Source organism: Achromobacter agilis, from assembly GCF_900496965.1.
In the GTDB taxonomy this organism is placed as follows: Bacteria; Pseudomonadota; Gammaproteobacteria; order Burkholderiales; family Burkholderiaceae_B; genus Achromobacter; species Achromobacter agilis.
Map to the genome: position 1 here is coordinate 1 of NZ_UFQB01000004.1, position 13,820 is coordinate 13,820.

Here is a 13,820-nt window from a genome sequence, read left to right on the forward strand (position 1 = left end):
ACTCTCCCGGGCACCTAACCCGGAAAAGTGTCACCCATGTCCTCGTACACCTGTTACCCATGTCCCCGGTCCATACAGTTTTTGCCTTGGGGCGGCCCGGCGGCAAAAATTCTCATCCGCCCCTCTATATACTTGTGGCGTCGCCCAGAACCGAGCCGCCGTCATATGGATTTGCGCATTGCCAGCATCCGCCGCTTCCTCTACAGCCACTACTTCTTCGGGGGGGTGCGCCAGGGGGTGGGGATGCTGTTGCCCGTGCTGGTGCTGGGCGGCATCTTCGGCAATTACACGACGGGGCTGGTGGCGACCTTCGGCGCGCAGTGCCTGGCCATCATCGACCAGCCCGGCGGCCCGCAGCGCCACCGCACCAACGAAATGCTGGGCGGCGCGGCGCTGGGCACCCTGACCGTCGTCATCACCGGGCTGGCGTCCACGCACCCCGTGCTGATCTGGCTGGCGGTCATCGTGCAGTGCTTCGTTTATTCCATGTTCACCGTGTTCGGCAAACGCGGCGGGCTGATCGGCTTCGCCGGCCTGCTGCTGATGACGTTGACGATGCACTCGCCGCTCGCGCCCCACGAAGTGCTGGCGCACGCCGCGGCCACGCTGGGCGGAGCGCTCTTCTATGTGGTGTTCAGCCTGGGCTTTTCGCGCCTGTTCTGGCTGCGCGAGGAACAGCAGGCCATGTCGGTGGCGCTGTTCGCCACCGCCGACTACGTCGCCGCCCGCGCCAGCTTCTACGACGATACGGCGGACCTGGACGAGGCCTATCGCACGCTGATCCAGCGCCAGTCCGTCATGACGGAAAAGCACCAGGCGGCGCGCGACATGGTGCTGCGCGCCCTGCCCCGCGGCAAAGGCCTGGGCGACCGCCAGCGCGTGATGATCTGGAACATGTTCGTGGACATGCTGCAGCTCCTGGATACGCTGGTGGCCACCCATACCGATTACGCCGCGCTGCGCCGCGCGCTGGCCGGCAACGACTGCCTGATGTTCATGCGCGATGCGCTGGTGAAGATGTCGCTGGAGCTCAACCGCATCGCACTGGACGTGTCGCGCGGGCGCCAGGTGCAGTACCGCAGCAGCGCGAAGGCCGAACTGCGCGCCATCGAATACGAGATCGAACAGCTCAAGCAGCAGGGCCTGGGCGAGCGCGAGCCCGAGATGCTGGCGCTGATCATCCAGGTGCTGCGCCGCCTACGCAATTCGGCGCGCATCGTGGACCGGCTGGCCGACCACACGGCCGCCTCGCCGGACGCCAAACCCACCGACGTGCTGCGCATCAACAAGTCGCTCACGCGCTTCATCTCGCGCCAGGAGTTCCGCGTGGGGCTGCTGACCAGCAATCTGCGCCTGGACTCGCCGCATTTCCGCTACGCGCTGCGCGTGACGGCCGCCGCCGCGATCGCCATGACCCTGGCCAGCCGCTGGCTATCGCCGGAGTTCTCCGCGCACGACTACTGGATCATGCTGACCATCGTCATCATCATGAAGCCGGGTTTCGCGCTGACGCGCCAGCGCAACGGCTGGCGGCTGATGGGCACGCTGATCGGCTGCCTCGGCGCCCTGCTGCTGTTCCACCTGACCGACCGGCCCGAAATCCTGTTTGCCGTGCTGCTGGGCGCCTGCATCATGGGCAACAGCCTCGTGCAGTTGAACTACATGGCCAGCGCCATTTTCAACACACTGTTCGTGGTGCTGGTGTTCCACTTCGTATCGCCGGGCACCGTTTCCATATCGGTGATCGGCGAACGCGCCATCGACACGCTGCTGGGCTGCGCGCTGGCGCTGATCTGCAGCTATATCCTGCCCTGGTGGGAAGCGCGCTACCTGAAGCCGCTGGCGGCGGCGGCCACGCGCGCCAACCGCGAATACCTGGTGGCGGGCCTGCGCTACGTCGAGGCCATGCAGGCCCACGGCGCCCCGGTGGGCGCGGCCGCCGGCGAAACCCCGGCGGTCACGGACGCCGACCTCGCCTGGCGGCTGGCCCGCAAGAATGTGCACATCTCGTTCAGCAATTTCGCCGAGGCCTTCTACCGGATGATGAGCGAGCCCAAATCGCACCAGGTGAGCGTGCCCGAGCTGAACAATCTGCTGATCCAGAACCACATCCTGGCCTCGCAGATCACGGCGGCGATCCCCATCCTGGCCGCCCTGCCCACCACGCCCGACGCCGTGCAGCGGGCGCTGACCGGCATGGTGGACCTGCTGGACGAAAAACGCGCCCAGGCCCCCGCCAACCTGCCCACCCAGTTCGAGACGGAAGGGGAGCAGGCGGCGCTGGTCTATCCGGTGAAGCAGATGCTCAAGGCGGCCCACATGATCCGGCAGGAACTGCAGGCCCTGGACGACCCCACGCACGCGCCGCCGGTGGCGGCTGCGGCGTGAGGCCTGTCGCCGCGGCGCTTCAGACCTTGCGGCGGAAAACCAGCTTGTCCGCCGACGAAGCGGACGCGTCGTAGGCGTAGCCTTCCAGGTCGAAACCCTGCAGGCCTTCCGGCTTGGACACCTTGTGCTGGATCGCGTAGCGCGCCATCAGGCCGCGCGCGCGCTTGGCGTGAAAGCTGATGACCTTCCAGGCGCCGTTCTTCCAGTCCTGGAACACGCACTGCACCACGCGCGCCTTCAAGGCCTTCAGGTCGACCGACTTGAAGTATTCCTCGGACGCCAGGTTGATGATCACCGGCGCCTTCTGGCCCGCCTGCCGTTCGTTCAGGTAGTCGGCGATGGACGAGCCCCAGTACTCGTACAGATTCTTGCCCTTGGGCGTAGCCAGGCGCGTGCCCATTTCCAGACGGTACGGCTGCATCAGGTCCAGCGGACGCAGGACGCCGTACAGGCCGCTGAGAATGGCCACGTGATCCTGCGCCCAATCCAGCTGCCTGGCCGACAGCGTGGCCGCATCCAGGCCTTCGTACACGTCGCCATTGAAGGCCAGCACCGCCTGGCGCGCATTGGCCTGCGTGAAACTGCGCTTCCAGTGGGCGTAGCGCTGCACATTCAGCTCGGACAGGGCCGGGCTCAGGCTCATGAGTTCGGAGATGTCCTCGGCCGACTTGGTCTTCAGCACCTTGATCAGGCCGGCGGCCTGGTCCACGAACAGCGGCTGGGTATGGGTCTCGACGTGCAGCGGCGAGTCGTAGTCCAGCTTCTTGGCGGGAGAAAGCAAAAACAGCATTGCGGGTTCCTTTGTTCAGCGCGCCGTCCAGCCGCCATCGACCGAGACGGACGTTCCTGTGATTTGCGCGGCGGCGTCCGAGGCCAGGAACACGGCGGTGCCGCCCAGCTGTTCCGGCGTCACGAATTGCAGCGACGGCTGCTTTTCGCCCAGCAGCTCGCGCGCGGCGGCTTCCTGGTCCACGCCGTTCTTTTCCGCCAGCGCGGTAATCTGCTTTTCCACGAGCGGGGTGCGGACCCAGCCCGGGCAGATGGCGTTGGCGGTGATGCCCTGGCCGGCCGTTTCCAGCGCCGTGACCTTGGTCAGGCCCACCACGCCGTGCTTGGCGGCCACGTAGGCCGACTTGTTGGCCGAGGCCACCAGGCCGTGCGCCGATGCGATGTTGATGATGCGGCCGAAGCCCTGCTTCTTCATGTGCGGCAGCGCGGCGGCGGTGCCGTGGAACACGGCCGACAGGTTGAGCGCCAGGATCGCGTCCCACTTCTCGACGGGGAAGTCTTCGATCTGCGCGGTGTGCTGGATCCCGGCGTTGTTGACCAGAATGTCGATGCGGCCCAGCTGGCGCACGGCGTTCTCGACCAGATCGCGCACGGCCGAGCCCTTGGACAGGTCGGCCCCGTCATAGATCACCTTCACGCCATGCTTGTCGGCCAGCCCGGCGCGGACTTTCTCGATTTCCGCGGCGTCGCCGAAACCATTCAAGACGATATCGGCGCCTTGCTGGGCGAAGGCCGTGGCGATACCCAGACCGATGCCGCTGGTGGAACCGGTGACAAGGGCGACTTTTCCTTTAAGCATGAGCGTTCTCCTGTGATCTGGCACGTAGGACGGGAAGCAAAGCAGGCGACAAGTGTAGCTGCCCGGCACGACGGCGATCATGCCATGTCCGTACCGCTGAAAGGGTCAAGCGGCGGGCGGCTTGTCCTGGGGGCCGGAGGGAGGCGCCTCGGCGGCGGGAGGGTCGGTTGCGGGAGGTTCGGCGGCGGGCAGGTCCGCCATGCCGCCCCGGTTCTCGGGGATGCGCTCCAGCAGCTTGATCAGCACCGGCACCACGCCCATCGAGATCGCCACGACCACGGACAGCACGTCGCGCTGTTCCAGGTCCACCAGGTGGTTGTCCCAGGCTTCGTTGAAGATGGCGAAGCTGAATTCGCCGCCCTGCGCTAGGGCGACGGCAAACAGCAGGCGGTGGTAGCGGGGCAGGCCCAGGAAACGCGCGAAGCCGTACAGCACCAGGCCCTTGACCAGCAGCAACACGGCCACGCCGACGATGATGAAGATCCAGTGGTGCGCCACCACCTTCAGGTTCACGGACATGCCGATGGCCACGAAGAACAGGCCCAGCAGCAGGCCCTTGAACGGATCGATCGCCTTTTCCAGTTCGTCCCGATAGCGGGATTCGGCCATCAGCACGCCCACCAGGAATCCGCCCAGGCCCGCCGACAGGCCGGCATAGTCGAACAGTTGGGCGGCGCCCACCACCATCAGCAGCGCCGCGGCGGTGAACAGTTCGTTCAGCTGCGCCTTGGCCGCCCAGCCCAGCAGCCGCAGGCGGTAGGCGATGGCGACCACGACCACGGCGATCAGCGCCTCTTTGAAGGACGGCGTCGACGTGCCGTCCGAACCCAGCAGGCCGGCCACCACCAGCATGGGAATCGCGGCGATGTCCTGGAACAGGAGCAGCCCCAGGGCCGAGCGCCCCAGCGGCATCCGGGTCAGCCCGCGCTCCTCCAGCAGGCGCAAGGCCACCGCCGTGGAGGACAGCGCCAACGACAGGCCGCAGAGTATCGCCGCCTGCCATCCCATCCCGGCCAGGTGCCGCAGCGCCGCGCCGAACGCCACCCCCAGCAGCAGGCCGCAGACCAGCATCTGCATCGACCCCAGCACGAAGACCTCGTTGCGCATGGCCCACAGGCGCTTGGGTGAAAGCTCCAGCCCGATGATGAACAGCATCATCACCACGCCCCACTGGGACACCCCGATCATCGTGTCGACGTTCGTGACCAGCTTCAGGCACGACGGCCCCACCAGGATGCCCGCGATCAGATAGCCCGGAATGGCGCCCAGGCCCAGCTGCTGGGTAATGGGCACGCAAAGCACGGCCGCAAGCAGGAGAATGAGGATCAGGTCCATGGGCGGTGGAGTCCGGGTGAACGCCGAAACGGACGAAGGCCGGCGGCATGTTGGAGATTCTGGGCAAAGATTGCCGCCGCCGGAAGTCAGTTGAAACCCGCTATGCGTGCGTTTCAGGCACCCCTTTACACAAACGAAAAAAATCCTGTAGAATTGCGGGCTTCGCTACTTCGACAACGAAGATCCTTCCGACCAGGGATCTTTTGTGGAACGAATCGTTGAATGACCCAGTAGATAGTTCTTTTGGTTCTTTTAACGCAAATTTTTCCGCCGTTTTCGAACCCCAGTAGTGGAAAGGAGAGGTGGCAGAGTGGTCGAATGTACCTGACTCGAAATCAGGCGTACGGTATCCCCGTACCGTGGGTTCGAATCCCACCCTCTCCGCCAGTATTCAAAAAAAGGCCAATCCTCCGGGATTGGCCTTTTTGCTTTCCGGGGCGCCGGCCTATTGCTTGACCAGTTCCACCCGCCGGTTCTTGGCGCGGCCCTCTTCGGCATCGTTGGACGCCACGGGCGCGAGCGACGCCACGCCCTTCGCGGACAGCCGGCTGGCAGGGATCTGGTAGGACTCGGCCAATGCCTTGGCCACCGCGTCCGCGCGCTTTTGCGACAGTTCCATATTGCGGGCCAGGCTGCCCTGGTTGTCGGTATGGCCGACGATGTAGACCTTGAGCGCGGCGTCGGCCTGCAGGAGCTTGCCCATTTCGTCCAGCGCGGCCTTGGATTCCGCCTTGACGTCGGCCTTGTCGGTATCGAAATACACGCCATAGACGGCAACCTTCCCGGACGCGGCCAGCGCCTTTTGCATGGCCGCCGCGTCGGGCACGCTGACCTGGCCCGTCTGCATGGCCTTGGCCTCGACCACCTGCAGGAACACGGGCGTCCGTTTGTTGGACTCGTCCTGCATCACGTCCAGGAACGCATAGACGTCGCCCGACGGCGCGTCTTTCTTGGCGAGCGCGACATAGTACTTGCCGCCGAAGACGGCATCGCCCACGCCTGGCCGGCTGACTTTGCCGCTATTGAAGACGAAGGACTGGAAATCGCCGCCGCACTGCTCGTCGCCCTTGCACTCGAACACGGTCTTGAAACCGCCCGCCCGCAGGGTGTCCTGGTAATTGCGGTAGACCTCCAGCGCGGACTTGCTGCCGTCGATGCGGTAGCCGATACGGGTGACCTTGCCTTCGAGCGCCAAGGTCTTGGCCTCGGACTCCTTGGGGATGGCCTGGTCGGGCATCACCGCCTCGTCGTAATCCAGCTGCTGGTAGGCCTTGATTTCCGCGCCCGCGAAACGCCCCACCATCGGATGGTCCTTGGACCCCGCCACGTCTTCCGCGTGGCCCGGCAGCGCGGCCGCCGTCAGTGCTGCGCCCAACAGGGCGAGAAGAACGCTTCTTGCAGTGCATGCCATCGGGGCCAGGCCTCCTTGCGATGAAATCCAGGGATGAGAGACGTGTTCTCCTTCAGACCAGCGCCGTCGGCCGGGCCAGTTGGAACAGGTCCGAGCTGCGAGCATACCAGCCGCCCCCGTGCATGCGCGCGATCAGCGCCATGGCGGGCGTATCCACGTAGCCGCGCGCGGCGTCCTGCACATACGCGTCATCGACATGCGCGCCCAGCACGCGGCCGATCACCACGATCTGCCGCGGGCCGGTCACGACCGTCGCCTGGCTGACGCACTCCAAAGACACCGGGCTTCCCGCGATCAGGGGCGGACGCACATGGATGGCCGGCTTCGCCGTCAGGCCGGCCGCCGCCAGTTCGTCCACGTCCGGCGGATAGTCCGCGCAGGTCTGGTTCATCTGCTGGACCAGGGACTCCGGGACCAGGTTCACGACAAACTCGCAATTCTCGATGATGTTGGCGCCGGAATCCTTCAGTTCGCCATTGGCATGGCGCATCAGCCCGATGGCGACCGTGGGCGGCTGATGCCCCATCACGTTGAAAAAGCTGAACGGCGCCGCGTTGACGACGCCTTTGCCGGATACCGTGGTGACCCATGCGATCGGACGCGGGGTGACGGTCGACGTCAGCACGTTGTAGACCGTCTGCGCTGGCAAGGCGCTGAAATCGAAATGCATGAATCAAGCCTCCTGCTGCTGGCCGGCGGTGTCGATGGCGGAAACGGCGCGCTTTGCGCGGGTATCGACCTGTAACTGGAAAACGTCGGGCCGCGCATAGTGGCCGGAGACGTCGAAATCATATTTGCCGCGCAGGATCTGGTTCGGGTTGATGTCCGCGTACAGGATCGTCTCGCCCGAGAAATCCGGGCCGGCCAGCACTTCACCCAGCGGGTCGATGATGGCGCTGCCCCCGCGCATCAGCACCGTGTCCGGCTTGTCGCCCAGCGCGCATTCGAAATCGTCGGGGTAGGCGTCGCGGCGCAGGTGCTGGCACGACGTCAGCACGTAGCAGCGCCCTTCCAGCGCGATGTGGCGCATGCTGGGGATCCAGGAATCGCGGTCGTCGGCGGTGGGCGCGCAATACAGCGCCACGCCCTGGCTGTACATGTACATGCGCAGCATCGGCATGTAGTTTTCCCAGCAGATGACGGCGCCGATCTTGCCGTAGGGGGTATCGAAAACCGGCAGGGTCGAGCCGTCGCCGAACCCCCAGATCAGGCGTTCGCCCGCCGTGGGCATCAGCTTGCGGTGCTTGCCGGCCAGCCCGTGCCGGCCGTTGAAATACAGCACTGTGCAGTACAGCGTGCCGCCGTCGGCCTCGATGCAGCCCATCACCACGAAGCTGTCGGTTTCGGCCGCGGCCTCGGCGATCAGCGCCACTTCCTCGCCGTCCAGGCGAACCGCCTGGCGGTGGTAGCTGGCGTAGGCGTCGCGGCCTTCCGGCTTGCGCATGCCTATCGGCGCGCCGAAGGAGTTGCCCTTGGGATAGCCCCCAAGGAACGCCTCGGGGAACACCTGCACCCGGGCGCCCTGCTCCGCCGCCTGGCGGATCAGGGAAGCCGCCTTCTGGGCGCAGGCGATGCTGTCGGTGGGAATGGACGCTGCCTGGATGACGGCAGCCTTGAAGCTTTGTTGCGCGGACATGTCTCTCCTCTCTATTCAGTGTGCCGGGTCTTCGTCGATGGCCTTGGCGCGGGTGTTCGGCAGGAACAGGCTGCCGATCACGCCGACCACCGCCGTCACGGCGACCGGGTACATCAGGCCGCCGAAGATATTGCCGCTGGCCTGGGCCAGGTAGGTCGCGGTAAAGGGCACGATGCCGCCAAAGATGCCGGCGCCGATGTGGTACGGGAAGGATAGCGCCGTATAGCGGATACGGGCCGGGAACAATTCCACCAGATAGGATGCGACCGGACCATACACCATGGCGACGACGGCGGTCATCAGCACCAGGATCAGTACGATGGCCGTGTTGTCGACCCGGGCGGGATCGGCGCGGTCAGGATAGCCGGCGGCCGTCAGCGCGGCGGTGTAGCCTGCGCGGTCGAAACCGTTGACGGTCTTGCCGCCCACGCTCATGGCAATCTCCTGGCCCGGCAGCGGCGCGGCGTATTCGAAGTTGATGCCCTTGCCGACCAGGAACTTCTTGGCCTGCACGCACACTTTCTTGTGGTCGGCATGGTTGCCGATCATCGCGGCCTGCAGCCCGAAATCGCAAGCGCCGCCGCTCACGTCGGCATGCACGCGCACCGGCGTGCTCTGCATGGCTTGCGCCAGGGCCGGATTGCCCGCCTTGAGCAGCGCGTCGAACATGGAGTGGTAGCCCAGGGCGGCAACGAACAGGCCCGCCATCATGATCCACTTGCGGCCGATGCGGTCGGACAGCCAGCCGAACAGCACGAAGGTCGGCGCGCCGATGATGAAGCCGATCAGGATCAGCGTGTAGACGCTGGTCTGGTCCAGCTGCACGGCCTGCTGCATGAAGATCATGACGTAGAACTGGCCGGTGAAGTAGGTGGCGCCCTGGCCGGCGGTCACGCCGATCAGCGCCAGCAGCACCAGCCGCAGGCTCGGCCATTGGCCGAAGGTTTCCTTGACCGGGTTCTTCGACAGGCGGTTCTGCTGCTTCATCCTCGTGAACACGGGCGATTCGTGCAGCTTGGCGCGCACGTAGATCGAAATCGCCAACATCACGATCGACAGGATGAACGGCAGGCGCCAGCCCCATTGGCGGAAGTCCTCCGCGCTCATCGCGGCCTGCGTGCACAGGATCACGATCAGCGACAGGATCAGGCCCGCCGACGAGGTGATCTGGATCCAGCCCGTCAGCAGTCCGCGGCGCTTGGGTTCGCAGTGCTCGGCCACGTAGATCACCGCCCCGCCGTACTCGCCGCCCACGGCCAGGCCCTGGATGACCCGCAGCGTCAGCAGCAGGATCCACGACAGGTGGCCCGCCGATTCGTAAGTGGGCAGGCAGCCGATCAGCACGGTCGCGCCGCCCATCATCACCACGGTGATCAGGAAGGTGTACTTGCGGCCCAGCTTGTCGCCCAGGTAGCCGAACATCACTGCGCCCAGCGGCCGGATGATGAAGCCCACGGCCAGCGCGCCCAGCGCGGCCAGCAGCGCGACGGTGGGATTGTCCTGCGGGAACAGCACCTGGCTCATGAAGACGGCCAGGGTCCCGTAGATGAAAAAGTCATACCACTCGAACAAGGTGCCCAAGGTCGAGGCGACCACCACCTGGCGTTCCTCTTTCCGGCTGAGCGTCTGCTCTGCGCCGATGCGCTGCATTGCGACATTCGCTTCCATGCTTGCTTTCCCCAATCGTTTTAGATTGATATTGCTGTAGTCATTAACTATTATCAAACTTAAATCCCGACACGAAAAAGCTAGGGAAAACCCGGCGCACCCCATCCCGCCCCGGGGCGGAGCCGATCAGCGCCGCTGCTACACTCCCGCCAGAAACACAGTGGAGGCAGTCATGGCTAGGCCCGCCGGCAAGGTCGAAAAGAACGCAGAACAGACGCCAGCCACCGCGCGCAGGGGTATCCAGTCGATCGAAGTGGGGTTCCGGATCCTGGACGTGATCCGCAAGACCGGCCGCCCGATGCCCCTGAAGGAAATCGCGGACGCCTGTGACCTGACGGTGCCCAACGTCCATTACTACCTGGTGAGCTTCCAGAAGGTGGGCGTGGTGCAGCAGCACACGGACACCGGCCATTACGGCCTGGGGCCTTATGCCCTGCGGCTGGGCCTGGCGGCCCTCGAGCAGTTCGACGTCTTCACGACGGCCCGGCCCATCATGGCCGAAGTGGCCGCGATCACCGGCCATACCGTGTTCCTCGGCGTATGGGGCAACAAGGGCCCCACCATCGTCTACCGGGTGGAGGGCAGCCGCAGCCGCCCCCTGCTGGAATTGCGCGTGGGCAGCGTGCTTCCGCTGCTGTCGTCGGCGCTTGGCCGGAACTTCCTGGCCCATCTTCCGGAAGCCAGCACGCGCGAATTGCTGGAACAGGAAATGGCTTCGCCCCTGTCCGAAGGGCATGGCGGCGCGGCGGGCAACTCCTACACGCCCCAGGACGTGCAGGCCATCCGCGACGAGGTGCGCAAGCACCATCTCAGCCGCTGCCGCGACGCGCTGCTGCCGCATTTCACGTCGCTGTCGGCGCCCATCTTCGACATGCTGGGCGAAATGAAGGCCGCGATCACGCTGATGGGCCCGGTGGGCGCCATCGACGACGACCTGCAGTCCGACACCGCGCGGCTACTGAGCGAGAAGGCCTGCTCGATCTCGGCCACGGCCGGCTGGGTAGCGCCGCAGGACGGCTGAACGCAGCCCCCCGGCTCAGCCCCCCGCGTCCGGCAGCCGGCGCGGCGGCGGCGTGCTGGCTACGTTCTTCCGGTAGTAGGCGGTGAACTCCAGCGCCGGCATAGGCTTGCCATAGAGCCAGCCCTGGCCGAAATCCACGTTGCGGGCTTTCAGGTGGTCGGCCTGCTCCTGGCGCTCGATGCCTTCGGCCACGGTCAGCAGATTCAGCGATTTCGCCATGTCGATGATGTGGTCCGTCACCTTGTGGGTCGCGGAGTCCGTGCCAATGGTGTCGACGAAGGATTTGTCAATCTTCAGCGTATCCAGCGGCAGGCGCTGCAGGTACGACAGGCTGGAGTAGCCCGTGCCGAAATCGTCGATAGCCACCGCATGCCCCTGCTCCCGGGCCTGCGCGATGATGCTGCACGCCTTGTCCACGTCCATGAACCCACGTTCGGTGGCTTCGAGCCAGATCTGCCGGGCGTCGATGGCCGTGCCTTCGAGCATGCGCTGCAGCACGCGCAGCGCCTTGCCGTCTTTCAGGTCGCCCGCGCTCAGGTTGACGGCGATGTGCGCGCCGCGGTCCCGGGCGAGCAGATCCTCCATGTCCCGGATCACCAGGCGGAACACCTCTTCGGTGATGCGGGTCATCAGCCCGCTCTCCTCGGCGATCGAGATGAACAGGTCGGGCCGCAGGGTCTTGCCGCCGGGCCGGATCCAGCGCACCAGGGCTTCCGCGCCGACGCACCGGCCGGTCTGGAGATCGATGATGGGCTGGTAATGGACGGCGAATTCCCGCCGCCTGACGGCGGTGGCGAGTTCGCCCGCGATCGACAGGCGCCGGCGCGATAGCCAGACCACCAGCCCGATCATCAACGCGGCCGCCAGCACACCCATCGGCAGCCAGAGCAGCCTTTCGCGCCGCAACGCGCCCAGCGCCTTGCTTTGCGGCTCCAGTAGGACGACCGCCAGGTCGTCATTGCGGGCGACGGCGGTCAGGTAGGCTTCATCGATATTGAGCTCGCCCCCGTTCAACGCCTGGGACACCAGCACCAGGTCGGGGTGGTTGCGGGTTCCGAGCATGCCCACGCCCGGCAGAACCACCGCCAGCTGGACGCCGTCGGCGGGCCCCTTTTCGGTGAAGCGTCCGGGCTCGAGCAAGGCGCTGTAATCGCCATAGCGCACGGCCACCATGCGGATGCCCGGACTGACGACAGGCACCGCGTCCAGCACCAACTGGCCGCCATTGGCCAGGTCGAACAGGGAAGGAACCAGGGGTTCCTCGTAGCCGGGAACGCCCCAAGTCGTGCACCTGACGCGCTTGCCGGCCACATAGGCCAGTTCGTCGACGGCACGGTCCTGCAGGGCCTGCGCCCTCAGGTAGCGGATGTGCTGGGGCGAACAGGGTTCAAACGGCATGTCGTTCAGGCTGCGCAGCATCACGACGGTCTGGTCCAGCAGGGCCTGCGCGTGCTTCAGGGTCCGCTGCGCCTGCGCTTCCAGGTCGCGCTGCTCTACCGCGACGGCGCGCGACCACGACATGTGCAGCGCGAATCCGATGGGCAGCAATGCCGCGGCGGCGGCGAAAGCGATGGCGATTCCGATTACATACTTGCGCGGCATCGAAGCCTGCCCCCTGGGATCGCCAACCTGGCGAAGTTATATCTTTTTACACTCTTGAAGGGACACGTGTCTCCGTGATTTTTTGCCCGGAATGCGCCCGAACGCAAAAGCGCCCCCATGAGGGGGCGCTGCAGGGCACTTTCTGCCGCCTTCAGGCGGCATGCTCAGCTTTCTGCGACGATCTTCGCGTCCTTGATGGTCTTGGCGTATTTCTGCTGTTCCTGTTTCATGAAATCGGCAAAGCGCTGCACGCTGCCGCCGCCGTCCTCCGCGCCCACCTGCGCCAGTTTTTCCTGCACGTCGGCCATCGCCAGGACCTTGTCGATATCCTGGTTCATGCGCTGGACCATGGCACCCGGCATGCTGCCCGGCCCCACCATCCCGAACCAGATGCTGGCCTCGAAACCCGGATAGCCCTGCTCGGCCACGGTAGGCACGTCCGGCTGGCTCTTGGAGCGCTGCTGCAGGGTCTGCGCCAGCGCGATCACCTTGCCGGATTGCAGCAGCGGCGTCGCAGTGGTCATGCCTTCGAAGCAGTATTGGACGTGGCCGCCCATCAGGTCGTTCATCAACGGCGCGGAGCCCTTGTAGGGCACGTGCAGCACGTCGATGCCCGCGCGGGCCTTGAAGATTTCCAGCGCCAGATGCTGCGCCGAGCCGCTGCCGGCCGAGCCGAAGACGATCTTGCCGGGCTGGGCCCGGCACAGCTTGACCAGTTCCGGCAGCGTCTTGGCCGGTTGCGCCGCGCCGCCGATCAGGATCGTGGGCGTCTTGCCGACCAGGGCGATCGGCGAGAAGTCGCGGTCGACCGAGTAGGCCAGCTTGGGTTGCAGCCCGGGCGCGATGCCGTGGCTGTTCACGTGCGCCATCAGCAGCGTGTTGCCGTCGTTGGGCTGACGGGCGACCTGCTCGGCGGCGATGATGCCTGCCGCGCCCGCGCGGTTCTCGACGATGACGGGAATGTTCCACATCACGCCCAGTTTCTGGCCCAGCAAGCGCGCGAGCACGTCGGTGCCCCCGCCCGCCGGGAATCCCACCACGATCTTCACCGGCCCAGACGGCATGTCCTGCGCCCGGGCTGCCGCCGGCAGTACGAGCGCCGCCCCCAGCGCCGCGGCGCCGGTGATGAATTGCCTGCGTTGCATTCTTGTCTCCTCGTGCCGGTCTGTCG

General features: G+C 65.8%; 11 protein-coding genes and 1 tRNA gene. 3 read left to right on the forward strand and 9 right to left on the reverse strand.

Going from position 1 to position 13,820, the window contains the following annotated elements; genetic code table 11:
* The first annotated feature begins 165 nt into the window (after positions 1-165).
* Positions 166-2,388, forward strand: coding sequence for an FUSC family protein (locus AGI3411_RS05825; protein WP_129526456.1), 2,223 nt, complete (start codon positions 166-168; stop codon positions 2,386-2,388).
* A gap of 19 nt (positions 2,389-2,407) precedes the next feature.
* Here AGI3411_RS05825 and yaaA read toward each other — a convergent pair whose 3' ends face one another.
* From yaaA to AGI3411_RS05840, 3 genes are all read right to left on the reverse strand, one after another.
* Positions 2,408-3,178, reverse strand: a complete 771-nt coding sequence (gene yaaA, locus AGI3411_RS05830; protein ID WP_129526457.1) for a peroxide stress protein YaaA — start codon at positions 3,176-3,178, stop codon at positions 2,408-2,410.
* Positions 3,179-3,193: 15 nt separating this feature from the next.
* The gene (locus tag AGI3411_RS05835; protein ID WP_129526458.1) at positions 3,194-3,976 is read right to left on the reverse strand and encodes a 3-hydroxybutyrate dehydrogenase; all 783 of its coding nucleotides are present in this window, start codon (positions 3,974-3,976) and stop codon (positions 3,194-3,196) included.
* Between the two features lie 105 nt (positions 3,977-4,081).
* A complete protein-coding gene (locus tag AGI3411_RS05840) occupies positions 4,082-5,311 on the reverse strand; it encodes a cation:proton antiporter domain-containing protein (RefSeq protein WP_129526459.1) in 1,230 nt (409 codons plus the stop codon).
* Positions 5,312-5,607: 296 nt separating this feature from the next.
* Here AGI3411_RS05840 and AGI3411_RS05845 point away from each other — a divergent pair.
* Positions 5,608-5,698, forward strand: a tRNA-Ser gene (locus AGI3411_RS05845).
* A 58-nt stretch (positions 5,699-5,756) separates the two neighbouring features.
* Here AGI3411_RS05845 and AGI3411_RS05850 read toward each other — a convergent pair.
* The 4 genes from AGI3411_RS05850 to AGI3411_RS05865 are packed head-to-tail and all read right to left on the reverse strand — an operon-like array spanning position 5,757 to position 10,026.
* Entirely contained in the window at positions 5,757-6,722 is a 966-nt protein-coding gene (locus AGI3411_RS05850) for an OmpA family protein (protein ID WP_129526460.1), read from the reverse strand.
* Positions 6,723-6,774: 52 nt separating this feature from the next.
* Positions 6,775-7,392, reverse strand: a complete 618-nt coding sequence (locus AGI3411_RS05855; protein ID WP_129526461.1) for a flavin reductase family protein — start codon at positions 7,390-7,392, stop codon at positions 6,775-6,777.
* 3 nt (positions 7,393-7,395) lie between these two features.
* On the reverse strand, positions 7,396-8,358 hold the full coding sequence (locus tag AGI3411_RS05860) for a carbon-nitrogen hydrolase family protein (protein WP_129526462.1): 963 nt from the start codon (positions 8,356-8,358) through the stop codon (positions 7,396-7,398).
* A gap of 15 nt (positions 8,359-8,373) precedes the next feature.
* Positions 8,374-10,026 (reverse strand): MFS transporter, encoded by a 1,653-nt coding sequence (locus AGI3411_RS05865; protein WP_129526463.1) that lies wholly within the window; start codon positions 10,024-10,026, stop codon positions 8,374-8,376.
* Positions 10,027-10,198: 172 nt separating this feature from the next.
* Between AGI3411_RS05865 and AGI3411_RS05870 the strand changes: the two genes are divergently transcribed.
* Entirely contained in the window at positions 10,199-11,047 is an 849-nt protein-coding gene (locus AGI3411_RS05870; protein ID WP_129526464.1) for an IclR family transcriptional regulator, read from the forward strand.
* A 15-nt stretch (positions 11,048-11,062) separates the two neighbouring features.
* On the opposite strand, the gene AGI3411_RS05875 is transcribed toward AGI3411_RS05870, so the two are convergent.
* Positions 11,063-12,649, reverse strand: a complete 1,587-nt coding sequence (locus AGI3411_RS05875) for an EAL domain-containing protein (protein ID WP_129526465.1) — start codon at positions 12,647-12,649, stop codon at positions 11,063-11,065.
* Between the two features lie 164 nt (positions 12,650-12,813).
* Positions 12,814-13,794: a Bug family tripartite tricarboxylate transporter substrate binding protein gene (locus tag AGI3411_RS05880; RefSeq protein WP_129526466.1), complete on the reverse strand. Its 981-nt coding sequence runs from the start codon at positions 13,792-13,794 to the stop codon at positions 12,814-12,816.
* Between the last annotated feature and the right edge of the window lie 26 nt (positions 13,795-13,820).

Bases quoted from the DNA above. Each gene is read 5' to 3' on its own strand.
- AGI3411_RS05850 (WP_129526460.1), bottom strand. From the start codon at position 6,722: ATGGCATGCACTGCAAGAAGCGTTCTTCTCGCCCTGTTGGGCGCAGCA.
- AGI3411_RS05870 (WP_129526464.1), top strand. From the start codon at position 10,199: ATGGCTAGGCCCGCCGGCAAGGTCGAAAAGAACGCAGAACAGACGCCA.
- yaaA (WP_129526457.1), bottom strand. From the start codon at position 3,178: ATGCTGTTTTTGCTTTCTCCCGCCAAGAAGCTGGACTACGACTCGCCG.
- AGI3411_RS05880 (WP_129526466.1), bottom strand. From the start codon at position 13,794: ATGCAACGCAGGCAATTCATCACCGGCGCCGCGGCGCTGGGGGCGGCG.
- AGI3411_RS05840 (WP_129526459.1), bottom strand. From the start codon at position 5,311: ATGGACCTGATCCTCATTCTCCTGCTTGCGGCCGTGCTTTGCGTGCCC.
- AGI3411_RS05825 (WP_129526456.1), top strand. From the start codon at position 166: ATGGATTTGCGCATTGCCAGCATCCGCCGCTTCCTCTACAGCCACTAC.
- AGI3411_RS05835 (WP_129526458.1), bottom strand. From the start codon at position 3,976: ATGCTTAAAGGAAAAGTCGCCCTTGTCACCGGTTCCACCAGCGGCATC.
- AGI3411_RS05865 (WP_129526463.1), bottom strand. From the start codon at position 10,026: ATGGAAGCGAATGTCGCAATGCAGCGCATCGGCGCAGAGCAGACGCTC.
- AGI3411_RS05855 (WP_129526461.1), bottom strand. From the start codon at position 7,392: ATGCATTTCGATTTCAGCGCCTTGCCAGCGCAGACGGTCTACAACGTG.
- AGI3411_RS05860 (WP_129526462.1), bottom strand. From the start codon at position 8,358: ATGTCCGCGCAACAAAGCTTCAAGGCTGCCGTCATCCAGGCAGCGTCC.
- AGI3411_RS05875 (WP_129526465.1), bottom strand. From the start codon at position 12,649: ATGCCGCGCAAGTATGTAATCGGAATCGCCATCGCTTTCGCCGCCGCC.